Source organism: Candidatus Pelagibacter sp. HIMB1709 (genome assembly GCF_052047635.1).
Taxonomy (GTDB): Bacteria; Pseudomonadota; Alphaproteobacteria; order Pelagibacterales; family Pelagibacteraceae; genus Pelagibacter.
The window spans coordinates 712,741-737,950 of sequence record NZ_JBNAJW010000001.1 but is presented as its reverse complement, the minus strand read 5'-3'; the positions used below and the strand labels follow the sequence as shown (position 1 = coordinate 737,950).

28 protein-coding genes and 1 tRNA gene are annotated in these 25,210 nt (G+C 28.0%); 10 read left to right on the top strand and 19 right to left on the bottom strand.

Annotation, left to right across the window (positions count from 1 at the left end):
* From ACTTAR_RS04025 to ACTTAR_RS04015, 3 genes are read right to left on the bottom strand one after another with little or no spacing between them, the layout of a single operon-like run.
* Positions 1 to 2,574 (bottom strand): chromosome segregation SMC family protein, encoded by a 2,574-nt coding sequence (locus ACTTAR_RS04025; RefSeq protein ID WP_440681657.1) that lies wholly within the window; start codon positions 2,572 to 2,574, stop codon positions 1 to 3.
* Positions 2,575 to 2,582: 8 nt separating this feature from the next.
* Positions 2,583 to 3,161 carry a thioredoxin domain-containing protein gene (locus ACTTAR_RS04020; RefSeq protein ID WP_428080944.1) on the bottom strand — a complete coding sequence of 193 codons (579 nt, stop codon included), beginning with the start codon at positions 3,159 to 3,161 and terminating at the stop codon, positions 2,583 to 2,585.
* On the bottom strand, positions 3,158 to 3,646 hold the full coding sequence (locus tag ACTTAR_RS04015; RefSeq protein WP_440681659.1) for a DUF721 domain-containing protein: 489 nt from the start codon (positions 3,644 to 3,646) through the stop codon (positions 3,158 to 3,160). Before ACTTAR_RS04015 ends, ACTTAR_RS04020 begins: the two co-directional genes overlap by 4 nt.
* Between ACTTAR_RS04015 and ACTTAR_RS04010 the strand changes: the two genes are divergently transcribed.
* Both ACTTAR_RS04010 and ACTTAR_RS04005 read left to right on the top strand, forming a co-directional pair.
* On the top strand, positions 3,647 to 4,633 hold the full coding sequence (locus ACTTAR_RS04010) for an A/G-specific adenine glycosylase (protein WP_440697777.1): 987 nt from the start codon (positions 3,647 to 3,649) through the stop codon (positions 4,631 to 4,633).
* A complete protein-coding gene (locus ACTTAR_RS04005) occupies positions 4,630 to 5,775 on the top strand; it encodes a salicylate 1-monooxygenase (RefSeq protein ID WP_440697776.1) in 1,146 nt (381 codons plus the stop codon). The genes ACTTAR_RS04010 and ACTTAR_RS04005 overlap by 4 nt, the downstream gene beginning before the upstream one ends.
* On the opposite strand, the gene ACTTAR_RS04000 is transcribed toward ACTTAR_RS04005, so the two are convergent.
* The 3 genes from ACTTAR_RS04000 to ACTTAR_RS03990 form a co-directional block, all read right to left on the bottom strand.
* Positions 5,772 to 6,842 carry a site-specific DNA-methyltransferase gene (locus ACTTAR_RS04000; protein WP_428080937.1) on the bottom strand — a complete coding sequence of 357 codons (1,071 nt, stop codon included), beginning with the start codon at positions 6,840 to 6,842 and terminating at the stop codon, positions 5,772 to 5,774. The genes ACTTAR_RS04005 and ACTTAR_RS04000 overlap by 4 nt on opposite strands.
* Before the next feature lie 104 nt (positions 6,843 to 6,946).
* The gene (locus ACTTAR_RS03995) at positions 6,947 to 7,507 is read right to left on the bottom strand and encodes a ribonuclease HII (RefSeq protein WP_428080935.1); all 561 of its coding nucleotides are present in this window, start codon (positions 7,505 to 7,507) and stop codon (positions 6,947 to 6,949) included.
* On the bottom strand, positions 7,507 to 8,223 hold the full coding sequence (locus tag ACTTAR_RS03990) for a uracil-DNA glycosylase (RefSeq protein ID WP_440697775.1): 717 nt from the start codon (positions 8,221 to 8,223) through the stop codon (positions 7,507 to 7,509). The genes ACTTAR_RS03995 and ACTTAR_RS03990 overlap by 1 nt, the downstream gene beginning before the upstream one ends.
* Before the next feature lie 14 nt (positions 8,224 to 8,237).
* On the opposite strand from ACTTAR_RS03990, the gene ACTTAR_RS03985 reads away from it, so the two are divergent.
* From ACTTAR_RS03985 to ACTTAR_RS03970, 4 genes are all read left to right on the top strand, one after another.
* Complete coding sequence (locus ACTTAR_RS03985; RefSeq protein ID WP_440681663.1) at positions 8,238 to 9,926, top strand: tetratricopeptide repeat protein; 1,689 nt, start codon at positions 8,238 to 8,240, stop codon at positions 9,924 to 9,926.
* A complete protein-coding gene (locus tag ACTTAR_RS03980) occupies positions 9,923 to 10,765 on the top strand; it encodes a 4-(cytidine 5'-diphospho)-2-C-methyl-D-erythritol kinase (protein WP_440697774.1) in 843 nt (280 codons plus the stop codon). Before ACTTAR_RS03985 ends, ACTTAR_RS03980 begins: the two co-directional genes overlap by 4 nt.
* 34 nt (positions 10,766 to 10,799) lie before the next feature.
* Positions 10,800 to 10,873: transfer RNA gene (locus ACTTAR_RS03975), tRNA-Gln, on the top strand.
* A gap of 5 nt (positions 10,874 to 10,878) precedes the next feature.
* A complete protein-coding gene (locus ACTTAR_RS03970; RefSeq protein WP_440681665.1) occupies positions 10,879 to 12,153 on the top strand; it encodes a CCA tRNA nucleotidyltransferase in 1,275 nt (424 codons plus the stop codon).
* Here ACTTAR_RS03970 and greA read toward each other — a convergent pair.
* The 3 genes from greA to ACTTAR_RS03955 are packed head-to-tail and all read right to left on the bottom strand — an operon-like array spanning position 12,150 to position 13,918.
* Positions 12,150 to 12,626 carry a transcription elongation factor GreA gene (greA, locus tag ACTTAR_RS03965; protein WP_075506396.1) on the bottom strand — a complete coding sequence of 159 codons (477 nt, stop codon included), beginning with the start codon at positions 12,624 to 12,626 and terminating at the stop codon, positions 12,150 to 12,152. The two genes, ACTTAR_RS03970 and greA, sit on opposite strands and share 4 nt — an antisense overlap.
* Before the next feature lie 4 nt (positions 12,627 to 12,630).
* Positions 12,631 to 13,458 (bottom strand): oxygen-dependent coproporphyrinogen oxidase, encoded by an 828-nt coding sequence (gene hemF, locus ACTTAR_RS03960; RefSeq protein WP_440681666.1) that lies wholly within the window; start codon positions 13,456 to 13,458, stop codon positions 12,631 to 12,633.
* Position 13,459: 1 nt separating this feature from the next.
* Positions 13,460 to 13,918 carry a tRNA (cytidine(34)-2'-O)-methyltransferase gene (locus tag ACTTAR_RS03955; protein ID WP_440697773.1) on the bottom strand — a complete coding sequence of 153 codons (459 nt, stop codon included), beginning with the start codon at positions 13,916 to 13,918 and terminating at the stop codon, positions 13,460 to 13,462.
* Between the two features lie 91 nt (positions 13,919 to 14,009).
* Here ACTTAR_RS03955 and petA point away from each other — a divergent pair, with 91 nt between their 5' ends.
* From petA to ACTTAR_RS03940, 3 genes are read left to right on the top strand one after another with little or no spacing between them, the layout of a single operon-like run.
* Complete coding sequence (petA, locus tag ACTTAR_RS03950; protein WP_440681667.1) at positions 14,010 to 14,522, top strand: ubiquinol-cytochrome c reductase iron-sulfur subunit; 513 nt, start codon at positions 14,010 to 14,012, stop codon at positions 14,520 to 14,522.
* A gap of 10 nt (positions 14,523 to 14,532) precedes the next feature.
* Positions 14,533 to 15,795: a cytochrome b gene (locus ACTTAR_RS03945; protein WP_440681668.1), complete on the top strand. Its 1,263-nt coding sequence runs from the start codon at positions 14,533 to 14,535 to the stop codon at positions 15,793 to 15,795.
* A gap of 22 nt (positions 15,796 to 15,817) precedes the next feature.
* On the top strand, positions 15,818 to 16,576 hold the full coding sequence (locus tag ACTTAR_RS03940; RefSeq protein WP_440681724.1) for a cytochrome c1: 759 nt from the start codon (positions 15,818 to 15,820) through the stop codon (positions 16,574 to 16,576).
* Here the strand turns inward: ACTTAR_RS03940 and ychF are convergent.
* From ychF to lgt, 7 genes are read right to left on the bottom strand one after another with little or no spacing between them, the layout of a single operon-like run.
* Entirely contained in the window at positions 16,553 to 17,626 is a 1,074-nt protein-coding gene (ychF, locus tag ACTTAR_RS03935; RefSeq protein WP_440681669.1) for a redox-regulated ATPase YchF, read from the bottom strand. The genes ACTTAR_RS03940 and ychF overlap by 24 nt on opposite strands.
* Positions 17,626 to 18,186, bottom strand: a complete 561-nt coding sequence (gene pth / locus ACTTAR_RS03930) for an aminoacyl-tRNA hydrolase (protein ID WP_440681670.1) — start codon at positions 18,184 to 18,186, stop codon at positions 17,626 to 17,628. The genes ychF and pth overlap by 1 nt, the downstream gene beginning before the upstream one ends.
* Before the next feature lie 40 nt (positions 18,187 to 18,226).
* Positions 18,227 to 18,919 carry a 50S ribosomal protein L25/general stress protein Ctc gene (locus ACTTAR_RS03925; RefSeq protein ID WP_440681671.1) on the bottom strand — a complete coding sequence of 231 codons (693 nt, stop codon included), beginning with the start codon at positions 18,917 to 18,919 and terminating at the stop codon, positions 18,227 to 18,229.
* A gap of 45 nt (positions 18,920 to 18,964) precedes the next feature.
* Positions 18,965 to 19,897 carry a ribose-phosphate pyrophosphokinase gene (locus ACTTAR_RS03920; protein ID WP_440618924.1) on the bottom strand — a complete coding sequence of 311 codons (933 nt, stop codon included), beginning with the start codon at positions 19,895 to 19,897 and terminating at the stop codon, positions 18,965 to 18,967.
* Between the two features lie 9 nt (positions 19,898 to 19,906).
* The gene (gene pgeF / locus ACTTAR_RS03915; protein WP_440697771.1) at positions 19,907 to 20,665 is read right to left on the bottom strand and encodes a peptidoglycan editing factor PgeF; all 759 of its coding nucleotides are present in this window, start codon (positions 20,663 to 20,665) and stop codon (positions 19,907 to 19,909) included.
* Positions 20,658 to 21,707: an SAM-dependent methyltransferase gene (locus ACTTAR_RS03910; RefSeq protein ID WP_440681673.1), complete on the bottom strand. Its 1,050-nt coding sequence runs from the start codon at positions 21,705 to 21,707 to the stop codon at positions 20,658 to 20,660. Before ACTTAR_RS03910 ends, pgeF begins: the two co-directional genes overlap by 8 nt.
* The gene (lgt, locus tag ACTTAR_RS03905) at positions 21,691 to 22,470 is read right to left on the bottom strand and encodes a prolipoprotein diacylglyceryl transferase (protein ID WP_440681674.1); all 780 of its coding nucleotides are present in this window, start codon (positions 22,468 to 22,470) and stop codon (positions 21,691 to 21,693) included. The genes ACTTAR_RS03910 and lgt overlap by 17 nt, the downstream gene beginning before the upstream one ends.
* Positions 22,471 to 22,502: 32 nt before the next feature.
* On the opposite strand from lgt, the gene ACTTAR_RS03900 reads away from it, so the two are divergent.
* Complete coding sequence (locus ACTTAR_RS03900; RefSeq protein ID WP_075506383.1) at positions 22,503 to 22,754, top strand: hypothetical protein; 252 nt, start codon at positions 22,503 to 22,505, stop codon at positions 22,752 to 22,754.
* Here ACTTAR_RS03900 and ACTTAR_RS03895 read toward each other — a convergent pair.
* Genes ACTTAR_RS03895 through ACTTAR_RS03885 form a run of 3 tightly spaced genes read right to left on the bottom strand, consistent with a single transcriptional unit; the run spans position 22,732 to position 25,139 of the window.
* On the bottom strand, positions 22,732 to 24,051 hold the full coding sequence (locus ACTTAR_RS03895; RefSeq protein WP_440681675.1) for an ATP-binding protein: 1,320 nt from the start codon (positions 24,049 to 24,051) through the stop codon (positions 22,732 to 22,734). The two genes, ACTTAR_RS03900 and ACTTAR_RS03895, sit on opposite strands and share 23 nt — an antisense overlap.
* Complete coding sequence (locus ACTTAR_RS03890) at positions 24,032 to 24,709, bottom strand: response regulator (protein WP_440681676.1); 678 nt, start codon at positions 24,707 to 24,709, stop codon at positions 24,032 to 24,034. Before ACTTAR_RS03890 ends, ACTTAR_RS03895 begins: the two co-directional genes overlap by 20 nt.
* On the bottom strand, positions 24,702 to 25,139 hold the full coding sequence (locus tag ACTTAR_RS03885) for a MarR family winged helix-turn-helix transcriptional regulator (RefSeq protein WP_428080895.1): 438 nt from the start codon (positions 25,137 to 25,139) through the stop codon (positions 24,702 to 24,704). The genes ACTTAR_RS03890 and ACTTAR_RS03885 overlap by 8 nt, the downstream gene beginning before the upstream one ends.
* Positions 25,140 to 25,210: the final 71 nt, after the last annotated feature.

The window sequence follows — 25,210 nt, the reverse complement described above, 5'->3', positions numbered from 1 at the left end:
TTAAGCAACCATACTTTCTGCTTTTTGAAGGTCTACAGCTACCAGTTGGCTTATCCCTTTTTGTGGCATTGTTACTCCATATAGCCTGTTCATTTTAGACATTGTTAAGGCGTGGTGAGTAACAATTATAAATTTAGTGTTAGTAATTTTAATTAACTCCTCTAGCAAGTTACAAAATCTTGTTACGTTAGCATCATCAAGGGGAGCGTCTACCTCATCCAAAACACAAATTGGAGAAGGGTTTGTTAAAAATACTGCAAATATTAAAGATAGGGCGGTTAAGGCCTGTTCACCTCCAGATAATAAAGTTATAGATTGAAGTCGTTTTCCTGGAGGACTGACTAACATTTCTAAACCAGCTTCTAATGGATCGTCAGAATCTACTAATTCAAGTTTTGCATTTCCTCCATTAAAAAGTTTTGTGTAAACCTCATTAAATTTTCTGTTAACTTTTTCAAATGCTTCAACCAGTCTTTCTCTTCCTTTTTGATTTAGTTCATCAATACTATCTTTAAGTTTAACAATTGCGGTAACTATGTCACTACGATCTTGTTCCATTTTTTTAATTTCTTCTTCATACTTACTAGTTTCTTCATCTGCTTTTAAATTAACTGAACCTAATTGATCTCTTTGTTGTTTCTTTTTATCTAAAGCATCTTCTTGATCAATATGATTTGGAAGCTCTTCAATTCCAAATAAATTTGAATTTTCTAATATATTATCTTCAGTTAAATTTAATTCTGTATTAATTCTATCAAGCAAATCATTTTTTCTTTTTTGTAAACCTTCAACAGTTGCACCTGAGCTTGCTTTTCTTTCTCTAATTTGAATAGATTGTTCTTGGATTTCATTTAATTGTGCTCTTAGCGTTTCAATTTTTTTATCAGTTTCTTCTATAATTTTTTCATTATCAATTTTTTCTTCATCAGAAATTCTTAAATTTTCAGAAATTTGACCTTTTCTTTCTGCTTGTACTCTTGGTTGATTTTCTAAATCATTTAATTGTTTAGACAATTTATTTTTTCTTTCAGTTAATTCATTAACCATTTTTTCTGAATTAGATAAAAGATTTTTCCAGCTTGATATTTCGGTCTCTATAGTTTTTATTCTTTCATTTCTTTTGACTGATTCATTTTTTATTGATTGATTTTTACTATATGCATCAGCATATTTTTCTTGAAGAACTTTTATTGTCTTTGATTTTTCATTGACATTTAATAGTTCAGTTCTTGATTTTTCATTTTTTAAATCACTAATAAAATTGTCTAATTCCATTGAACATCTATCTAAAAGAGCAAATGCTTGGTTGATTTCATTCGCATCTATTAATTCTTTAACTCTAGAAATAGAGTTTTTTACATTTTTTATGGGGCCAATACTTATTTTAATTGTATCTTCTGCTAAATTATTAACAACTTCATCAACTGCATTTTGTTCTCTTTCGAGTTCATTCTTAGCATTTTCTAAATCTTCGTTAGACATTTTTTCAGTTTCAAAATATTTTGAATCTACTTCAATTAAATCGGATTTTTCCTCTTTTAACCTTTTCTCATTAGAGTTAGCATCAATAATAATTCCTTTTTCTCTTGCTATGTCCTCATCCAAAGTTTGGATTGATTTTTTAATACCTTCAATTTCGTCCTGAATTCTAGTATTTTCCTCATCTAGGCTTTGAAGTTCTAAATTTAGCCTTTGTATCCTAGATAAATTCTCAATATTTTTTTCTCTTAGTGGAGCAACTTTGTCTGTTGAGATCTTTATTAAGTTTTCAAGCTCAGATATCTGGTTATTAAAACCTTCTACTTCACCTTCTGCTTCAGCATTAATTTCGTTCTCAATTTTAATTTCCTTTTCAATTTCCAATAATCTCAAATAATATAATCCTGCTTCTATTTTTTTTATTTCTTCTGAAATTAATTTATATTTGGTGGCTTCTTCAGCTTGCTTTTGAAGATTTGCTAATTGCTTTTCCTGTTGACGTCGCAACTCATCAGCTCTTTTTAAATTATTTTCTGCTGCACCAAGTCTAAGTTCAGCCTCATGTCTTCTTACATGTAAACCAGAAATTCCAGCAGCCTCCTCAAGTATTGCTCTTCTGTCAGTAGGCTTTGCTGTCACTAAGGCTCCAATTCTTCCCTGACTAATCATAGAAGGAGAATGTGCGCCTGTTGAAAGATCTGCAAAAAACATTTGTGCATCTCTTGCTCTTACCTCTTTGTCATTAATATAAAATTTAGAACCCTTATCTTTTTCAATTTTTCTTCTAACTTGTATATTTTCTAATTCACGATATTGAATAGGACCTTCTTTTTCTTTGTTCTCTACTTCTATGGAAACTTCAGCAATATTTTTTGATGCCTTATTAGATGTCCCTGAAAAAATTACATCTTCCATTCCTGAACCTCTCATACTTTTTGCAGAGGTCTCTCCCATTACCCATCTTAAAGATTCTACTATGTTTGATTTTCCACAGCCGTTAGGACCAACTATTCCAGTAAGACCTTCTTCTATTAAGAAATTTGTTTTTTCAGCAAATGATTTAAATCCATTTAATTGGATTTTTTTAAACTCCATGCACTAACTTATATCATTTTTTCTAGTGCTTTTTTCAAATTTTTATAATTAAGTTTTTTCTCGAATTTTTTGTTGTTGATTATTATCGTAGGGGTTGCGTTTACTTTGAAATTTTTTGCACCCTCTATTCGGTCATTTAACACAAAATCCTCAATATTTTTGTTGTTCACACAAGATTCAAAATCTATAGAGAAACCCTCGTTTTTTAAAAATATTTGAAGATTTTTATTTGCTTCCTCAATAGAGCTTCCCTTCACCCATTTTTGCTGGTTAGCATATAAACTTTCCAAAATATCAGCATTCCCATCATTTTTACACTGAGCAACTTTTGCAGCATTGAAGGCGGCAATATCTAAAGGAAAGTTTCTAAACTCTATTTTAGCAATCCCTGTATCCAAATATTCTTTTTTAAGTTCTGGATAAACGTTTTTATGAAAATTAGCACAATAGCTACAAGTTAATGATTCAAACGCAATTATAGTTATTTTTGCGTCTTTATTTCCAACGATAATTCTTTTTATTTCTTCAGCATTTAAATTTGAAAAGCTTCCCAAAATAATTATAGCAAGTAATATAATTTTTCTCATTTTTCTTTATAAACTTTTGTTAATTCTGTTAATGATTTTTTAATTTTTTCGTTTTTAACATCTTTAATTTTATCTTGATATTTACTAATTGCCACATTATTTGATTTAGCTTCATTCAAACTGCTGTTTTTTTGTTCGTCATCAAAGCTAATAAATTTGAGCTTTTCAACAACATCGTAGCCGAAAAAATTATTCATTTTATCTAAAATATTTTTTTTTGAATATTCTACATCCACTTCATGGCCTCTTTTAACCATTACAACTAAAGTACTCACACCAAATCGATTTGAGTTTTTGAATGTTTTTGGAAAACAGACTTTAAACAATTCATTCCCTACTAAATATTTCCAATTACTGAGTGTTTCTGAATATATATGACCTTTTTTATGAATAATTTTTTTTAAATTTTTTGGCAAAGTGTCTTTAAAAGATCTTAACCCTTGAATGCTAGTATTTCTCTGCTTAGTATTATTTTTAAATTGCATATGAAAGATCTAATAATAACAAATAAAATTCTCAATTGGTACGATATAAATAAGAGATCTTTACCTTGGAGAAATAAGGTTTCACAAGAAAAGAAACAATATTTTACATTGGTTAGCGAGTTCATGTTGCAACAGACGCAGGTTGCTACTGTGATACCATATTTTAATAGATTTATTAATAATATTCCTAATATTGAAAAGTTATCAAAATACAATGATAAAAAATTAATCAAACTTTGGGAAGGTCTTGGATATTATTCAAGAGTTAGAAATTTAAAAAAAACTGCTCAAATAATTGTTAAAAAATTTAACAAAAAAATACCTGAAGATTTTTATGAATTAAAATCATTACCAGGCATTGGCGATTATACAGCAAGTGCAATTTCAGCAATTGCATTTAATAAACCAATAATTCCTTTGGATGGAAACATTGAGAGAGTATTAAAAAGATACTTATATTTAAAAAAACAAAGTCAAATTAAAAAAGAATTCTTACAAGATCAAAAAAAAATTTTTGGTATATCAACAAAAAGATCAAGCGATTATGCGCAAGCTTTGATGGAACTGGGTGCATTAATTTGCAAACCTACAAATCCTACTTGTAACAAATGTCCATTATCTAATAATTGCAAAGCATTTAAAAATAAAAATTTTGATTTAGTGAAATTCAAGAAAATTAACAAGGAAACATATTATAAATTGAATGTTTATAAAAAAAATAATCAATATTTATTAATCAAAAATAATAAATTTAATTTTTTGAAAAATTTAAATATTTTTCCAATGGATCAATTAAATAATCCTAAAAATTTTAGTAAAGATTTAAATTTTAAAATATCTAATATGAATATGAATATCAAAATTGAATATAAGAAGAGGCACAACTTTGAGAAAAATATTAATTGGATAAATCCTACAAAACTTCAAAATTATGTACTCCCGACATTTACCAAAAAGATAATAAAATTTTTAGAAAGTCAAAAATGAAAAAAATAGCAATTATTGGCGCAGGGATTTCGGGTCTGTTTATAGCTAATTTATTTAAAGGAAATAAAGATTATCAGGTCACAATTTATGAAAAAAAAACTTCATTAGAAATAGAGGAAGGTTATGGTATTCAATTATCTGTAAATAGCGTAAAGCTATTAAACAAATTAGGCTTCTCTTCCTTGTCGGACAAAGAGAAATTTAATCCAAAAAAAATTGATTTTTATGAAATTAAAAATTCAAAGAAAATTTGTGATTTAAATATTTCAAAATTTAATTCTGATGATTGTAAGTACACAACGTTGAAAAGATCAAAATTACTTCACTTTTTAATAAATGGATTAGATAAAAATTCAATCAAGTTTAACTGCAGTTTAGATAAGATAGCATACAGTAATGACTCAATAAATTTAAATTTTGATCAAGATAAAATAACTTGTGATCATTTAATTATTTCAGATGGTGTATTTTCAAAAGGAAAGTCATTAATTTCGAATAATAATTCAGAACCAATTTATAATAACACTATCGCTGTTAGAGCCAGTGTATCCAAAGAACTTCTTGATAATATAAATGAGGAAAATATTTCTTTATTTTTAGGATCAGATTTTCATTATGTATTATATCCACTTAATAATGATAAAAAATTTAATTTTATTGGGATATTGAAGAATAAGTTAAATTCTGAACAGCAAAAAAATCACAATCTTTGTAATGAAAGTACATTTATTGAGAGCATTAAACAAAAATTATCCAAAAAAATTTCATCAAAAGTATTTCAGAGTCTTGAAGATATTAAATTGTTTCCAGTATTTGTAAGTAAAAATCCATTTATTCCTCCCAAAAATATTTATTTAGTTGGAGATGCTTTTTTTGCATTCTCACCTTCTTTTGCTCAGGGAGCCTCACAATCAATAGAAGGAGCCAATCAATTATATGAAATTATAATAAACCAAAAAAATGATTTTTATAATTCTAGATTAGAGAGAGTAAAAATGATTAATAGAAGATCTAATTTTAATCAATTTGCTTTTCATTTATCAAATCCGATTATGATCTTTTTTAGAAATATTTTTTTAAAGCTTTTGACTAAAAATAAAAAATTTCTGGAAAGTTATTTAGGTAAAATTTATAAAAATTAATTTTTAGAAATTAATCTTTGTCTCAAGTAATCGATTGGGTAGGTTCGGCCATTAATATCACAATGCCAAAATGTCCAACCATTGCAGCTTTCAGCTCCTAAAATAGTAGCTGCAACTTTATGAATAGAACCTTCTGCTTGGTTGTGTTTGATACTACCATCAGCCATTATTCTTGCGGTTATTTTTTTCTTATTATCAAAAATATTAGTTCCAGGCTTAATTATTCCAAGTTCTACCAATGATCCAAACGGAATTCTTGGTTTTGATCTATTATTTTTAAGTGTATCTAACAAATCATCTTCAATTGGTTTGGTGGTCTTTATACGTTCCTCAGCAGCTTTAAAATAATTCTTTTCTTTTTCTATACCAAAATAATTTCTCCCTAGTTTTTTTGCAACTGCAGCAGAAGTTCCAGAACCTAAAAAAGGATCAAGAATTAGATCATTTTTATTTGATGTAGCTAGTAAAATTCTGTGTAAAAGTGATTCTGGTTTTTGAGTAGAGTGAATTTTTTTTCCATTTTTTTTAAGTCTTTCAGAACCATTGCAAATAGGAAGATTCCAATTAGATCTCATCTGAAGATCATCATTTAAACATTTTAAAGACTGATAATTAAATGTGTATTTTGATTTTTCACTCTTAGAAGCCCATATTAAAGTCTCATGAGCATTTGTGAACCTTGTACCTCTAAAGTTAGGCATTGGATTATTTTTATTCCAGATGACATCATTTAGTATCCAGAAACCTAGATTTTGTATTGCAGTTCCTACTCTAAAAATATTATGGTAACTACCTATAACCCAAATAGCTCCATCTTTTTTCAAAATCCTTTTGCATTCATTAAGCCATTCATAAGTAAACTCATCATATTTTTTAAAATTTTTAAATTGATCCCACTTGTCGTTTACAGCGCTGACTTTTGATCTATCGGGTCTAATCAATTCACCTTTTAATTGTAAATTATATGGAGGGTCAGCAAAAATTAAATCAAAGGTTTCACTTGGAATTTTTTTTAATTCTTCGAGACTGTCTCCGTTAATTATTTTATTTTTAAAATCAGATTTCATTTGTAAAAATTAATTAGACTCCAAATGGATTCTTCGGTCAACCTGTGATTGAAAAAATTGGATTCGATTTGTGTATCGAATTTTAATGATAACTAGATGTAGTATTAAGTTAACCTAGATATAGGAGAGAAAGTTTTTCTATGATGTTTAGTTATGCCTAGTTTCTTTAATGCTTGTAAGTGTTGTTTGGTGCCATAACCAAAATTTTTATCCCAATGATAACCTTTGTTTTTTTTTGATAAAGTAGCAACAAATCTATCTCTTGATACCTTAGCTATTATAGAGGCTGCTGAAATTGAAGGAATTTTTTTATCGCCCTTTATGATTGATTTCAATTTATAATTTTTTAATTGTGGAATTTTGTTTCCATCTATTAATACAAGAGTTGGTTTTTTTGTTAATTTTAATATAGCTCTTTTCATAGCTAGTAAACTTGCATTTAGTATGTTGAGTTTTTCAATCTCACTAACAGAGGCTTTACCTAATGACCAAATTGAATTTTTTTTAATATAATTAAAAAGGTATTCTCTCTTTTTTTTACTCAACAGTTTTGAATCTTTTAAAATTTTTGGATCCACAGATTTCTTTAGAATGACAGCAGCAGCATAAACAGGACCTATTAAACTACCTCTGCCGACCTCATCAACACCAGCTATTAATTTCATTAAATTGTTAATTTTAACTCTTTAACTTTTTCTCTTATTTTTTTTAAATCTTCCCATGAATGTTTTTTATTATCTGGATATCTAATTAAATAAGAAGGGTTAAAAGTTATCATTAAAGGATAAGTATTATTATTTAAAATTATTTCCTTCCATTTACCTCTTTCTGAAGATATTTTTTCATTAATCCCAGTAACAGCTTCCATAGCTGTGCTACCCATTAAAATTATAATTTTGGGATCAATAATAGCTATATGTTCTTTTAAAAAGTTTGAGTAACGTTTAATTTCAGGCGAAGTCGGTTTTCTATCTTCTGGTGGTCTAAAATTTATTGCATAAGTTGTATAAATATTTTTTCTCTTAATATTTATTGCTAACAACATTTTGTCTAAAAGCTCTCCACCTTCTCCTTTAAAAGGGTTCCCAACTTTGTCTTCAATTTCACCTGGAGCTTCTCCGATTAACATTATAGGACTGTCAATATTTCCTTCTCCAAGAACAATATTTTTGGAATTATTTCTTAGTTTACAATTTTCAATTGAATTTAATTGTTTTTTTAGATTTTCTAATAAATCTTGTTTATTTCTTTGATTGATATCACTTTCTTTTTTTACCTCAGAAAACCTATTAATAGGTTTTTTATCAAATACAAAATTGGCTTCTATTGTATTTATCAATTCTTCGTTTAATTTGTCGTTTTGATTTATCAATTTTTTCACCTTACAAGGATTAAATGATATCTAAAATATTTAAAATCATATTATTATTAGCGTTATCCTATCAGACACCTGTTTATTCTAAAAGTACAAGTTTTAATGATTTCAACTCAAGAGATTTATCTAATTATTTTTCAGGTATTATAGCTTATGAAAATAGAGACAATTCAGAAGCTTTAAAATATTTCAACTTAAGCAAAGTTTTACTGAATAACCACGACAGTTATTTAAAAAGATATGTTAATTCTCTTGTATTGGAAAACAAAGTAGCGCAAGCAATAAATGTTGTAAAAAATAACTCAAAAAAAAGTAACACAGATTTTTTTGATGCATATATTTTACTAATAATTGATAGTTTAAAAAAAAATGATTTTGATAAAGCTAATATTTACTTAGATCAAAGTTTGAGATTTCAGGAAGAAAATAGAATTAATTTAGTAATTTTTGAAACTTTAAAGCAGTATATTTACACTTTTAAAAATAAAAAACTTTTACCTAATAAGAAAAATTTTGGAAACTTATCATTAATAGCTGAGGCATTTCAAAGATGTTATTATAATGATCAAAGAACCAGCTCTTTCTTTTTAAATTTAATAAATAGTCAACAAGGTGATTATTCAAGATATATATTTTTTTATATAAATTATCTTATTCAGAATAAAGAGTTTGATCAGGCAAAGTCAGTAATTGATCAAATTGATTATATTGGTTCAACACTTTTGCTAACACAAACAAAAAGCTGGATAGATAATAATAAGTTTAAAAGTTTTGAAAAAATTTTCTCATGTAGAAATCACAATGATATAATTAGTGAATTTTTATTTTTGATATCAAACCTTTATTCGTCACAAGATAATTTTGAAAAATCAAATTTTTATTTAAATTTATCAATATATTTAAATCCTAAATTTGAATTTAATTTATCACTCGTTGCTGAAAATTTCTTTGCAGATGGTGAATACAACAAGGTAAAAAAAATAGTAAGAAAATTTAAAGAGACTGATGAGTTTTATTATTGGTTTAGAGTTAAAAAAGAAGCACAAATAATAGTGAAAGAAAAAAATTATGAAAAGGCAACAAGCTATATTGAGTCTAAGTTTAAAAATATTGAAAAACCTAACCCAAAGATGATTTTTGATTTAGCGAATTTTTACAAAAACTCTAAAAATTATGAACTTGCAATTGATTATTATTCAAAATTAATCTCCTCTCTAGAGGATAGTTCTGTAATTAAATCAGATATTTTATATCGAAGAGGTGGGAGTTACGAAAGATTAGGTAATTATGAGAAGTCAGATGAAGATTTACTTCATGCACTAAGGATAAGACCTGATGATGCATATGTCCTAAATTATCTTGCTTATTCTTGGTTAGAACGTGATTACAAAATAGATGAAGCGATGGAAATGTTAAAAATAGCATATAATTCAAAAAGTAATGATCCTTATATCATTGACTCAATTGGTTGGGCATATTTCTTGATAGATGAATATGGGGAAGCAGAAAAATATTTAAAAAGAGCTGTAGAATTAATGCCTGATGACCCAATAGTAAATGATCATTACGGAGATATATTGTGGAAGCTAAACCAAAAAATTCAGGCAAGATATTTTTGGAATAGCGTGTTGAGTTTTGATGATACTGACGATGATATGAGAGAAAATATAAACAAAAAGTTGATTACTGGCTTAAAATCTATTCAATGAAATTAAATTTAAAATCTCATGCCAAAATCAATTTAGCACTCAATGTAACAGGAAAAAATAATTCATTACATAAAATTGAAAGTATCATTAGTTTTATTGATTTGAATGATGTTATTTCAATAAAAAAAACAGGAGGTGAAAAACATAATATTTCTTTTCAAGGGAAATTTGCAAAAGGTATTGGAAAAAAAAATACTGTTCAAAAACTCTTTGAAATTCTAGATCGAGAAAGGTTGCTACTAAATCAAAAATATAGAGTTTCTATAACAAAGAATATTCCTCAAAAAGCAGGACTTGGTGGAGGTTCATTAAATGCTGCGAGTATTTTAAATTTTTTAAATAAAAAAAAGCTAATTAAAATCAGTAAAAAAAAAATTTTGGAGGTTTGTTCTGAAATAGGTTCCGATGTTATTTTGGGTATAGACCCATCTAGCTCAGTTTTACTTTCAAACAATAAAATTAAAAAATTTTTTAATTGTCCAATTTTAAATATGCTTTTAATAAAACCTAATTTTGGTTGTGCGACAAAAAAAATTTATTCTAATGTTAGAAATTTTACAAAACCAAAATTTAATAATCCCAAAAAGAATATGTTTGGTTATAAATTTTTAAAAAATCAAACTAATGCCTTAGAAGATATTGCTATTTCAAAATACCCACAAATAAAAAAGATTAAGTTATTTTTAGAAAAGACTAATAATCCTGAATTTGTAAGAATGACTGGGTCTGGATCTACAGTTATTGCATTCTATCAATCAGTCAAAGACTGTAATTTGGCAAAAGCACAATTTAAGAGGAAATTTAATAATTGTTGGTTGAATGTATCAAAAACTATATAAATTTATTTTTTTTGTGTTATAGGAACTATAATATTGGGGCGTAGCCAAGCGGTAAGGCACGGGTTTTTGGTACCTGCATCCTAGGTTCGAATCCTAGCGCCCCAGCCATATATATGGATAAATTTTTAGATAAAATTTTTTTAAGGTCCAAAAATCTTAATTATATAAGTAAAAATATAAAAAACATATCCCAGAACACTCCTGCAAAAAAAATTTTTGAAGCAATTAACAATTATTCTGAAAATAGTGAATTAAGATTTGTTGGAGGATGTATTAGAAAAATTATAAATCGAGAAGAAGTAGATGACATTGATTTAGCAACTAACATTACACCAGATGAAGTTTGTGATGCACTAAATAAACATCAAATTAAATTTTTTGAGTCAGGTAAAGAACACGGCACGATAACTGCAGTAATAAATGAAAAAAACTATGAAATTACTTCACTTAGAAAAGACGTTGCTACAGACGGAAGACATGCAAAAGTTGAATTTACTTCTGATTGGAAAGAAGATTCAAAAAGAAGAGATTTTACAATTAATGCTATTTACTCTGATAGTTTAGGAAATTTATTTGATCCACAAAATGGTAAGCTAGATTTAAATAAAGGCGTTTTAAAATTTATTGGAGATCCAGAAAAAAGAATTCAAGAGGATTATTTAAGAATATTAAGATATTTCCGTTTTCATATTAATTACTCAACTGAAAATCATAAAACAGAGATAATTAAAATATTTAAAAAAAATATCAAAGGTATTTCGAACTTATCTGCTGAAAGATTATTAGATGAATTTAAAAAGACAGTTAAATCAAAAAATTTTCTCAAATTATTTGAAGATCAACAAAGTTTAGAAATATTAGAAATAGTATTTCCACAATTTAAAAATATTAATCATTTTAAGAAGCTGAATTCATTTAGTTCCAAAGTTATTAGCAACTTTGACTTTATTTTTGTAATTGCATTGTTGATTATTGATGAAACAGACAATACTGACTATTTCATTTATAAATTTAAAATCTCAAAAAAAGATCAAAAGAGGCTTAAATTAATTCATTATTTTTTCAAAGAAAAGGTGAGTATTAAAAGTTTTACAGAAAAAAACTTTAATAAAATATTTTACTATAATGGTAGACAAACTGTAATTGATATAATTAATTTTAAATTGTTCTATTCAAGTAAGGTAGAGAATAAATTATTAAAACTACTTAAAATTTACGAAAATAAAACATTGCCTGAATTAAAAATTGGAGCAAATATTTTAATGTCTAAGTATAAAATTCCTGAAGGTAAAATTTTAGGTAATAAGTTAAAACTTATAGAAGAAACCTGGGTTCAAAATGGATTTCAAATTTCAGATAAACAGGTTGAAAAAATTGCAAAGAGTTAAATATATTTAACGTCTTTAATTTCAAAATTCTTTATCCCAGAAGGGGTACTTATTTCTACAAGATCACTTTTATTTTTACCTATTAATCCTTTTCCAATTGGGGACTGAAAGAAAATTAATTTTTGTTTTAAGTCAGCTTCATCTTTTCCAACAATTTTATAATTTATTTTTTCCCCACTATCTAAGTCTTCTAGATATACAGTTGATCCAAAAATTACTTTACCCTCATTATTTAATTTAGTTACATCAATTACATTAGCTCTGGCTATTATGTCGTTTATTTCAGTAATCCTACCCTCATTATGAGATTGTTCTTCCTTTGCAGCATGATATTCGGCATTTTCTTTTAGATCTCCATGCGATCTTGCTTCAGCAATTGCGGCAACTATCTCAGGTCTTTTCTTTTCTTTTAAAAAAATAAGTTCTTCCTCTAATTTTTTTAAACCATTTAAAGTAATAGGTTCTTTTTCCATTTTTTTATTTCCACTTAGCTAAAGGAGGTAAAGACATTAAAATTCCTTCTACATTACCACCAGTTTGTAATCCAAATTTAGTTCCCCTGTCATACAGTAAATTAAATTCTGCGTAACGACCTCTTTTAATATACTGCTTCTCTTTTTCTTTTAAAGACCATTTTTTCTTAATTTTTTTTCTAATAATTTCATTAAAGATCATTTGAAAAGTAATACCAACATCTCTTACAAATTTAAAATCTTTTTCGAAATTATCATCTTTATAATCAAAAAAAATTCCCCCAATTCCTCTAGCTTCTTTTCTGTGGGGTAAATAAAAATATTCATCGCACCATTTTTTATATTTTTTATAATAATTTTTATTATGTTGATCACACATTAACTTTAAAGTTTTATGAAATTTATTTTTTTCATTATCATCTTTGATGGTCGGGGTTACATCCATTCCCCCTCCAAACCAATTTTTTTGAGTGCTGATATATCTTGTATTAAAATGCATAGCTGGAATGTGTGGATTTTGCATATGCATAACTATTGAAATTCCTGAAGCCCAAAATCTAGGATCTTTCTCAGCTCCTGGTATATTTTTTTGAAATTTTTTAGGAAATTTTCCATATACTTTTGAAAAATTTACTCCAACTTTTTCAAAAATTTTCCCATTTTTTAAAATTCTATATTCACCACCACCCTCATCTTTTTTAGAGTTTCTTTTCCAAGAAGTTGATACAAATTTAATTTTCTTATTTTCCAATTCAAGTATGTCATTACAAATTGCATTTTGTAATAATTTGAACCAATTGCTAGCTAGGTCTTTTTTAATTGAATTGTCCATATTACATTAAATTATTTTGCCTTAAACTTTCAGCCAAAACTATTGCAACTGAGGATGCTATATTTAGAGATCTCGCATTTTCATTCATTGGAATTTTTAGACGATCACCAATCAGCTTATGAACCTTCTCTGGAACACCAGCGCTCTCTCTTCCAAATAATATTGTATCATCAGCTTTAAAATTAAATTTAGTATAATTTATAGAACCCTTTGTTGTCATTAAAACAATTCTTTGATTCTTTTTTTCTTCAAAAAAATGTTCCGCACTTTGGTAGAATTTAATTTTACTATAGTCCATGTAGTCCATGACAACTCTTTTAAACCTTTTGTCAGATAATAAAAATCCACAAGGCTCAATAATTTCTAATTTCGCCCCTAAACAGGCACACGTTCGTATAATTGCAGCTGTATTCTGTGGAATATCTGGCTCGTATAGTGAAATTTTAGGTCTAGGTTTCATCCGTAATGTGTCATTCTTTCAGTAGAAAAATTACTGTTATCTTATAAGAAATCGTATATTAAATTAATTTTTTAACAAAAAACTATTTAAAATGTCAGATAAAAAGCCAAAAAAAAGAAGAGATTTTTTATTTACGGCGACTACAGCTGTAGGTGCCGTTGGAGCAGCAGCAGTAGTGTGGCCAATGGTAGATCAAATGAACCCAGATGCTTCAGTTAAAGCATTAGCAAGTACTGAGGTAGATATAAGTTCAGTCCAACCTGGAAATACAATTACAGTTCTATGGAGAGGAAAACCAGTTTTCATCAGAAGAAGAACACAAGAAGAGATCGACGAAGCAAGATCTGTTAAAATGGAAGAATTAATTCATCCAGAAAAAGATGAGGATAGAGCAAAAAATCCTGAATGGTTAGTCATGATTGGAGTTTGTACTCATTTAGGATGTGTGCCTTTGAATGACAAAGGTGATTATAATGGATGGTTTTGTCCTTGTCACGGTTCTCACTATGATACGTCTGGAAGAATTAGAAAAGGACCAGCTCCTTGGAATATGGAAGTTCCAAAATATGAATTCGTAAACGCAAACACAATTAAAATAGGATAGTACAGTTGTTATGAGTGATCACGATTATCAACCTAAATCAAAAGTTGGTCAATGGTTTAATGATAGATTACCGTTACTAACTCTTGCAAATCATTTAACGGATTATCCTACTCCAAAAAATTTAAATTACTGGTGGACATTTGGAGGAATTTTAACTTTTTGCTTAATCACACAAATTATAACAGGATTAACTTTGGCAATGCATTACATTGCTCATGCTGACATGGCATTCGAAAGTGTTGAGCATATAATGAGAGATGTTAACTACGGATGGTTAATTAGATACATACATGCAAATGGTGCATCGATGTTTTTTCTTGCTGTGTATATTCATATCTTTAGATCGTTATTTTATGGTTCTTACAAAGCACCAAGAGAAATAATTTGGATTATTGGTATAGTAATTTACTTGTTAATGATGGCAGCTGCATTTATGGGCTACGTCTTACCTTGGGGACAAATGAGTTTCTGGGGAGCAACTGTTATTACAAATTTATTTAGTGCAATCCCATTAGTAGGTGAGGGAATTGTAACATGGTTATGGGGTGGATACTCAGTTGATAATCCAACATTGACAAGATTTTTCACTCTACATTACTTGATTCCATTTTTAATTTTAGGTCTAGTAGTTTTACATATTTGGGCTCTGCATGTACCTGGTAATAACAATCCAGTTGGTATTGATATTAAAAAACCTTCAAAGGATACTGTCCCATTCCATCCATACATTGTTATTAAAGATGGTTTTGCATTATTAATGTTTATGATTGTTTTTGCATTTTTTGTTTTCTATACGCCTAATATTTTAGGACACGCAGATAATTACATAGAGGCAAATCCAATGGTAACCCCAGCTCATATAGTTCCAGAATGGTACCTGTTACCTTTTTATGCAATATTAAGATCGGTACCAGATAAACTACTTGGAGTAGTTGCAATGCTATCTGCAATTTTAATACTTGCAGCTTTACCTTGGTTAGATACTTCAAAAATTAGATCAGCAGTATTTAGACCATTGTACAAACAATTTTACTGGATTTTAGTAGCAGACGTTTTAATCCTCGGTTACGTGGGAGCAATGCCTGCAGAAGGTCTCTATTTATTAATCGCAAGAGTAGCCACTGCTTATTATTTCTTACATTTCTTGGTTATTCTCCCAGTACTCGGGTTTAAAGAAAGAACATTACCTGTCCCACTAAGTATAACAGAACCTATTTTAGGTGGATCACCGAACTTAGCAGCCGCAAAACACAGAGAAAGTAAAATAAAATAAAGTGAAAAAGTTATTTAAATTAATTTTAATACTTTCATTTTTCTCTCTAAATAGCGTTCAAACATTTGCTGCAGAAAAAGTAGATTATCTTAAAACAGACTGGAGTTTTAAGGGTCTTTTTGGAAAATTTGATAGGGCAGCTCTTCAAAGAGGGTATCAAGTTTATACGGAAGTTTGTGCTTCTTGTCATTCAATGAAATATTTGAGCTATAGAAATTTATCAGAAGAGGGTGGACCAGAGTTTTCAGAGGCAGCTGCAAAAGCAATCGCTGCTTCTTTTGAGGTTACAGATGGACCAAACGCTGATGGTGAAATGTTTACTAGACCTGGAAAACTTTCAGATAAATTTGTAATGCCTTACGAAAATGTAAAAGCTGCGCAAGCCGCTAACGGAGGAGCGTATCCACCAGACATGTCTGTTTTAGTTAAAGCTAGAGGTGGTGGAGTTGATTATATTTATTCTTTACTTCAAGGTTATGAAGATCCACCAAGTGGAGTAACTTTGGATGATGGAGTTTATTATAATAAATATATGTATGGTAATAAGATTAGAATGGCAGCACCATTATCAGATGGAATAGTAGAGTACGGGGATGGAACTAATGCATCAGTTGAACAGATGTCAAAAGATGTAACAACATTTTTAATGTGGGCTGCGGAGCCTCACTTAGAAGCAAGACACCAAATGGGTTTTAAAGCTATAGTATATTTGATTATTTTAACTATTTTAGTTTACTTTAGTATGAAGAAAATTTGGTCACGTGTTGAATCTGAAGTTTAATACATCTCCATCTTTAACAATATAATCTTTTCCTTCTAATCTCATTTTCCCATTTGCTTTAGAATTTACCCAGCCATCATTTGCTATAAAATCTTCATAGGAAATAGTTTCAGCTCGAATAAAGCCTTTTTCAAAATCAGTATGTATTTCACCTGCTGCTTTAGGAGCTGTACAATTTTTTTTAATTGTCCATGCTCTTGTTTCTTCAGGACCTGATGTAAAATAAGTATCCAGCTCTAGTATATTGTAACCTTTTTGAATTAACATATTTAATCCGGTCTCTTTTAAACCTATCATTTCCATATAGTTTTTTTTCTCTTCAGCAGGCAGTTCATTAATTTGATTTTCAATATCAGCAGATACAATTAGTGCATTTTCATTTCCAAATTTTTCTATAAAATCATTTGTATATTTATTACCGTTCTGAACACTTTGTTCATCAACATTGCAAACATATATTTTTGGCTTAATTGATAACAAACCACTTTGATTTAATTGTTTGGTATCAAATTGTGTTTTTAGAACCGAAATATCTTTGTCATTATTTATGCAATCAAGAGCAATTTCTAAAATTTTAAGTTGTTCCTCATCTACATTTTTCTTGTTATTTTTTTCCAATCTTTTTTGAATACTTTCAAGATCTGCAAGCATCATTTCAGTTTCAATAATTTCCAAATCTCTCACTGGGTTTACGTCAGGATTAACATTTTGGATATCATCTGAGTCAAAACATCTAATCATATGAATTACTGCATCAACTTCCCTGATATGAGAAAGAAATTTATTTCCTAATCCTTCTCCTTTTGAAGCTCCTTTTACAAGACCAGCAATATCAACGAATGAAATTGTAGTGTTAATTACCTTTTTAGAGTTAGAGACTTTTGATAATTTGGACAATCTTTCATCTGGTACGGGAACTACACCAACATTTGGATCAATTGTACAAAATGGAAAATTAGCTGCTTGTGCTTTACTAGAATTTGTTAGTGCATTAAAAAGTGTAGACTTACCAACATTTGGTAAACCAACAATTCCACATTTAAAACTCATTATTTATTATTAACTGTACTTGAAAATAGATCTAATTTTTTATCAATTAATATTGAAATTGATTCAGTAATATTATTTGTAATTTTTTCTAATCCGACCATTTCATCATCATCAAAATTTTGAAGTACAAAATCACTAACTTCCATATTATCTTTTGGTTTTCCAATACCTATTCTAACTCTAGAATAATCTTTACCAATAAATTTATCTATTGATGCTATACCGTTATGACCTGCGCTAGATCCACCAAACTTAGCTTTTATTTTTCCAAATTCTACATCTAAATCATCATGAAAAACTATGACATCCTCGGCATCAATTTTAAAATATTCTATTAATTCTCTTATACAAATTCCTGAATTATTCATGAAAGTTAAAGGTTTAATTGCATATATTTTTTTGTCTCCAACATTTCCTGTTGTAAGCAAACCTTTAAATTTAGGTTTTTGTTTTGATAGACCAAATTTTTTATTTATCGAGTCTATAATTTTAAAACCTACATTATGTCTATTATTTTCACTATCGGGCGTTGGGTTACCTAGTCCTACAAATAAAAGCATAAAAATTTTTTAATGGAAAACAAACTTCAGTCTAAATAATTTATTTTTTTTCTTCAGCAGGCTTCTCTTCGCCTTCAGCAGCTGTTTTATCGCCTTCAGCTGGTGCAGCAGCATCGGCACCACCTGCTTCACCCTCTGCAGCTTCAGCTTCAGCTGGTTTTTCTGGCTCTTTCATTACAGTTGGAGCCGCAAGTGTTGCAATAACGAAATCCCTACCTTGAATAGTTGGTACAACTTCAGGATCTAGATTAATTGATGAAATTTTAAAACTTACTCCAATATCAACACCATCTAAATCAATTAAAAGATTGTCAGGTATTTTTTCACTTGGACATTTTAATTCAACTTTTCTTCTTACAATATTTAATACTCCACCTTTTTTTAATCCAGGTGATTTTTCGTGATTAATAAATTTAACTGGAACCTCAATTCTAATTTTTAGACCAGGCACAACTCTTAAAAAATCAACATGTATAGGTTCGTCTGACAAGATGTGATATTTTACTTCTCTTGGAAGTACATTTTGTGGTTTACCGTTTACATTTAATGTAAGAATTGTAGATAAAAAATTTGAGTCTTCTAACATCGACTTTAGCAGTTTCTTAGATATAGAAACTTTTTCATTTTGAGCTTCACCGCCGTAAATTATAGCCGGAACTTCTCCATTATCTCTTAGTGAGTTAAGCTCGCCTTTTGTTTTAGTATCTCTGATGTTAGCTTCTAAAGTATTCATAAAAACAAGGGTTTTTAGCTCAAGATCCTTAATAACACAAGGTAATTATTTAAATAAATCAGATACAGAAGTAGAATTTGATATTCTTTTTATCGCTTCACCCATTAGCCCTGAAATAGATAAAACTTCAATGTTTTTTGCACCTTTTATTTTGTCACTATTATCAATTGTGTCTGTAATTACTAAATTTTTGATAACAGAATTTTTAATTTTTTTGACCGCTTCGCCACTAAGTACACCGTGAGTAATATAAACGTAAACTTCTTTTGCACCTCTATCTTTTAGAGCTTTAGCTGCATTTACAATTGTTCCACCTGAGTCGATGATATCGTCTACAATTATACATGTCTTACCTTTTACATCCCCAATTACATTCATAACCTGAGATTGTCCTGGCTTAGGTCTTCTTTTATCTACTATAGCTAGACCAACATTTAAAAGTTTTCCAAGAGATCTTGCTCTTTCAGTGCCACCCACATCTGGAGCAACACAAATCATATTTTTACTTTTAATTTTTTTCTTAACGTGTCTTGCAAAAATAGGAGTAGCAAACAAGTTATCTACTGGAATATCAAAAAATCCTTGAATTTGTCCTGCATGCAAATCTACTGTTACAACACGATCTGCTCCTGCTTTTGTAATTAAGTTTGATACTAGTTTTGCTGAAATTGAAGTTCTTGGGACAACTTTTCTATCTTGTCTTGCATAACCAAAATATGGAATTACAGCAGTTATATTTTTGGCAGATGATCTTTTTAAAGCATCTATGCATAATAAAAGTTCCATTAAATTATCATTAGCTGGTGAAGAAACAGATTGAATAATAAAAATACTGTTTCCTCTTATGTTTTCATTAATCTCAACATAAATCTCACCATCAGAAAAATTTCTAATACTTGAATTGACTAATTTAGATTTTAAATATTTAGCAATATTCTTACTAAGAGGTTTATTGCTATTTCCTGATAATAATTTCATGAAAAAAACCTAATTAAGCATAATTATTGAAATATTTCTACCATAATCAGCATGATTTAAACTTTTTGATCTTCTAGCACTAAAAAATTTATTTTTAGCATCGAATGTATCAACGTCAATTTTTTCTATTTTTTTCACACCAGACTTAAGAAGTAATGATTTAACATAACTAGATAAGTTAAAATATAACTTTTCTTTACCCATTTTAAAAAATTTATGATTAGTTTTGTCTTTTCTTATTAATTTTTTATAAAAATCTTTTTGAACTTCATAATTTTTAACTGATATTGATGGACCTATAACTGCTGTAATATTTTTTGTTTTAGACCCTCTCTTAACCATAAATTTAATCACTTTTGATATAATTCCCTTAAAGGCACCTTTCCATCCTGAATGAATTGCAGCTATCATTTTTCTCTGATTGTCAAAAATAAGTATTGGTACACAATCTGCAGTCAAAACCGCAATAGGTAAATTTATTTGGTCAGTAATAATTGCATCAGCCTTGGGTTTTATTTTTGATTTATACTTTTTGTCAATAAACACGAATTTATTACTATGAATTTGATTAACTAAAAAAATATTTTTTGAGTTCTTAGAAATTTTTTTCCTGACAATATTTAAATTTTTTTTTACACTTGCACTATTATCATTTGAACCTGGACCACAATTTAAACTTTTATAAATATTTTTTGATACACCACCGATGCTATTAAAAAAACTATGTTTAATAGCTTTATATTTTGAAAGTTTTTTAGATTTAATCAATTTGAAAACCTGTTTTAAATTTATTGTTTTTAACTTTTATCAACATTACCTTAAACAACTCTCCCATTTGTTTCTCATCAATTAAACGTCTGATTCTATAAAATAGATCTGTTTTCTTTGAGAAGGCTATATTATTGCTTACGATCTCTGCTCTCTGCAAAATTCCCATACTTGTTAAGAATTTTTTTTGATTAGTAATTAGATGATCTAGTTTTTCAAACTGATTAATATAATTGGCATATAAATTAAAATTTAAATTGTATGTAATATCAGAGTCGCCGATATCTTCTAATATGTTTGAAAATTTATGATCTTTTATTGCTTGAATAGTATTTTTTATTTTCAGATCTAAATATCCATAATCAATTATTAAAAGTCCACCATTTCTGTTCTCAATAATTTTACAAATTTTCTCTAGATATTTAAACGCTTCCGGAGAGTATTCAATAACATCTTGGTCCTTAGATATTTCAAATTTAAGTTCTTGCTCTATTGTTTTAATATTAACTTCTTTATCATTGAACTCAGCCTTTTTGTAAGTTTTTAAATTAACATACCTTTCAAACCAATTATTCTCCTTTTTAAAAAATTGCTTTATTGGAAGTGCATCAAAAAATTCGTTTGCAAGATAAATGCAAGGAAATGTGTTATCGATTTCAACTTCATTTACCCAGATTATTTTTTCAGAATTTAAATTTTTTTTTTGTTCATTGATTAAATATGAGCTTTTTTCATGAATCATTAAATTACAGGAGTTAAAACAATCTGGAAAATTCTTTAATGTTTCAGATACAACTTTCATCATCTCTCCATTACCAGCGCCAAGTTCAATTAAGTTAAATTTTTTAGGTGAACCAATGCTTTTCCAAAAAGTTATTACCCAAATCGTAATTATTTCTGAAAATAGTCTTGTGATGTTGGGAGACGTAATAAAATCACCTTCCTTTCCAAAGGGATTTTTTTTCATATAATAACCATTTTCTTTATCGTAAAGAGCGTGATTTATAAATTGATCTAGAGGTAAATTAGTCGACTTGTTCATTTTTTTTCAAAAAGAAAATAATTAATCCAATTATCAAAAAGATAAAACTTATTAACTGACCCATAGTTAAATTGAATATTAGGTATCCCAATTGATCATCTGGAACTCTAAAAAATTCAACAATAAATCTAAAGATTGAATAGAAAATTAAAAATAATCCAGAAATCAATCCAGCTATAGCAAAATTTCCTCTATTTCTAAAATAAAGTAAAATTAAAAATAGAATTAAACCTTCTAATAATGCCTCATAAATTTGTGAGGGATGTCTTGATTGATTATCTATTTGTATGAATGTAACTGCCCAAGGTAAATTAGTTATAGTTCCATAAAGTTCAGAATTTATAAAATTTGCAATTCTTCCAAAAAATATTCCAATAGGTGCAACTAGAGCGACGACGTCTAAATATAAAAACGCATCTTGATTATTTTTTTTTGCAAACAATATAGTTGCGATAACAATACCAATTACTCCTCCATGAAAAGACATGCCACCTTCCCATACTTTTAAAATATCTAATAGATTATTGATATAGAATTCAAAATTATAAAATAATACATATCCAATTCTTCCACCTAAAATAATTCCAATGATTAAGTAGGTTATATAATCATCAAAATTTTTATTTATTTCAGAATTCTTTAAGAATAGTTTTTTTGCTATTAACCATCCAAATAAAATACCAGCTATATAAGCTAGAGAATACCATCTAATTTCTAAAGAAAATATTTCTATTGCAACTGGGTCAAAATTATTGATGAACATTTTAAATTATATCTATATTGTATATCTCAAATATGAAAAATTCTAAATTTATAATTGATAAATTTGCAAAACTACTAGAGCAGGGATTAATAACTTCGAAAGATTTATCATCTGAAATCTTAAATATATTTAAGTCAAAGAGAGACGAATTTGTTTTTAAAATGAAACTTACAAGCAAGGATGAATTTGAGATTCTTTCAAAGAGAGTAGAAAATTTAGAAAATAAAATTTCAAAATTAGAAACAAAAAAAAAGAAGAAAACTAGACCGGCAAAAAGATCTTAACTCTTAGACCATTAAATTTTGATTTTTCCAGCATAATGTTACCACCATGGGATTTGATAATATCAGAAGCAATTGACAGTCCTAGACCAACACTAGATTTTGAATCGTTTCTCCCTTTGTCCATCTTATAAAAAGGTTTAAATACGTTTTCATGTTCTTTTTTAGGTATCCCTGGACCGTCATCATCGATAATTATAAATAGGTTTGTATTTTTTTTGGTTAGGCTTATTTCAACTTTGTTTGCATATTTTAATCCGTTATCAATCAAGTTATTTAAAGATCTATTGATAAGGTTCTTTCTGCCATTAATGTAAATTCTAGGAATTAAATTATGAGAAATGTTTTTATTATTATATTTTTTTATAATTTCCTCTATTAGTTCTGAAAGATTAAACATTTCGTCTTTTTCAACATATGACGAGCTTGTAAATTGCAGGTATTCATTAAGCATTTTTTCCATTTCGTTGATATCATCTGTTAACTTATCAACTGCATCTTTATCTTTAAGAAAAGCTAATTGTAGCTTCATTCTTGTTAAAGGAGTTCTTAAATCATGACTAATACCTGACAACATTTCAGTTCTCTGATTAAGATGTCTTTCAATTCTCTTTCTCATTTTGTCAAATTCATGACCTGCTTGACGTATCTCGAGTGCTCCTGAGGGTTTAAATTCTTCTATGTCTTCTCCTTTTCCAAATCTTTCAGCAGCGCGAGCTAAATTTGTAATTGGTCTTGTTTGGTTTTTTAAAAATATTAGTGAAATAATAACCATTATAATTGCAGGAACTGTAATCCATAGTGCAAATATTCTTGCAGAGGTACTAGTGACTCGATCTTTTGGAACTAAAAATTTAAAATATCCATCTTCATACTTTATTCTTAAATCAACTAGTTCTTTATAGTTTGTAGTATTAAACCAGAAGATCTCAGGAGAAAATTTAGACTTCAATTCTCTTCTTAAAGTTCGATCAATTGGACTAAACCATCTTTCTTTATTTTGATCACTTAATTTTTCATCAACAACTAATTCAATATTTAAATCTAGAAATAATGAAAATAGGTTTGTCACTTCTTGTTTATCATTTTCCTCATTTTGATAAGCTTCTACAAAAGCACTAATTTCATTAACCAGGGTTCTGGTCATACCTTTATTAGTTTTAATCCACAAACTATCAAAAAAAACAATGGTTATTATTAATTGGATAGTAATTACAGGGACAGCAACTATTAAAAGTGCTCTATAAAATAATCTTTTTGGTAAAACTTTTTTTAAATAATTACTCAATCCAGAGAACATATCCTGCACCTCTAATTGTTTGCAAAAACTTAGGACTTTTTTGATCTATTTCAATTTTTTTTCTCAATCTAGTAATAATAACATCGATAGATCTTTCTTTATCTAGACTAATCAATTTTCCTATATCTTCTCTTGAAAATGTTTTTCCAGGACTATTAATCATTTTTTCTAAAATTGTCTTTTCAGTATTGTTAATTTTAAATTCTTTTTGATCTCTAATAATTAAAAGTTTATTTAAGTCGATTTTGACATTTTCAAATTCAATAATTCTTTTTTGCTCAGTTTTTTGTGTCTTATCTAAAATGTTTTTTATTCTTAGAATTAATTCTTTAGGTTCAAATGGTTTGGGCAAATAATCATCTGCACCAACTTCAAGACCTTCTATTCTTTCCTTAGCTTCTCCTTTAGCAGTAAGAAGTATTATTGGAGTATCTAGATTTTTTTTATTTTCTTCTATAAATTCTAATCCACTCTTTCCAGGCATCATTATATCTAGTACAATTAAATCAAACTTTATTATTTTTATTTTCTCTGAGGCATCTTCAGCACTGTCAGCTGTAGTTACTAAATAATCATTTTCGTTTAAAAATTTCTTTACTAATGATCTAATACCATCGTCGTCATCAACTACTAAAATATGAGCTAAAAAATTATCCATTAATTATTTTATTTAATACATTGTCAAAATTAACAACTTCTTCTGAAGTTGAATTTAAAAGAGCAGAATAAATTCTTTTTTTTTGTAAATTAAAAATTTCTTCAAATATTTTCTTCCCTTTTTCGTTTAAAAACACATGTTTAACCCTTGTATCCTGATCATTTTTCTTAAATATGACGATATCTAACTTTATTAAATCTTTTAAAACTCTGTTGAGGCTCTGCTTAGTTACTTTTAATTTTTTTAGAAGATCTGAAATAGAGATACCTTCATAAGATGAAATTAGGTGAATAACTTTATGGTGGGCTACACCAATTGAATATTTATCTAAAATTTTTTTAGAGTCAGAAAATGTCTCTCTGTAACTAACAAATAATTTTTCAATTAAACCCTTAAGTTGATCGTCTTTAAGATATAAAAGTTCTTTCATAATGGGTAAGTTATATTGACATATCAAAGATACAAAGATATTTTTCACTGATATTTTAAAATATTTTCACT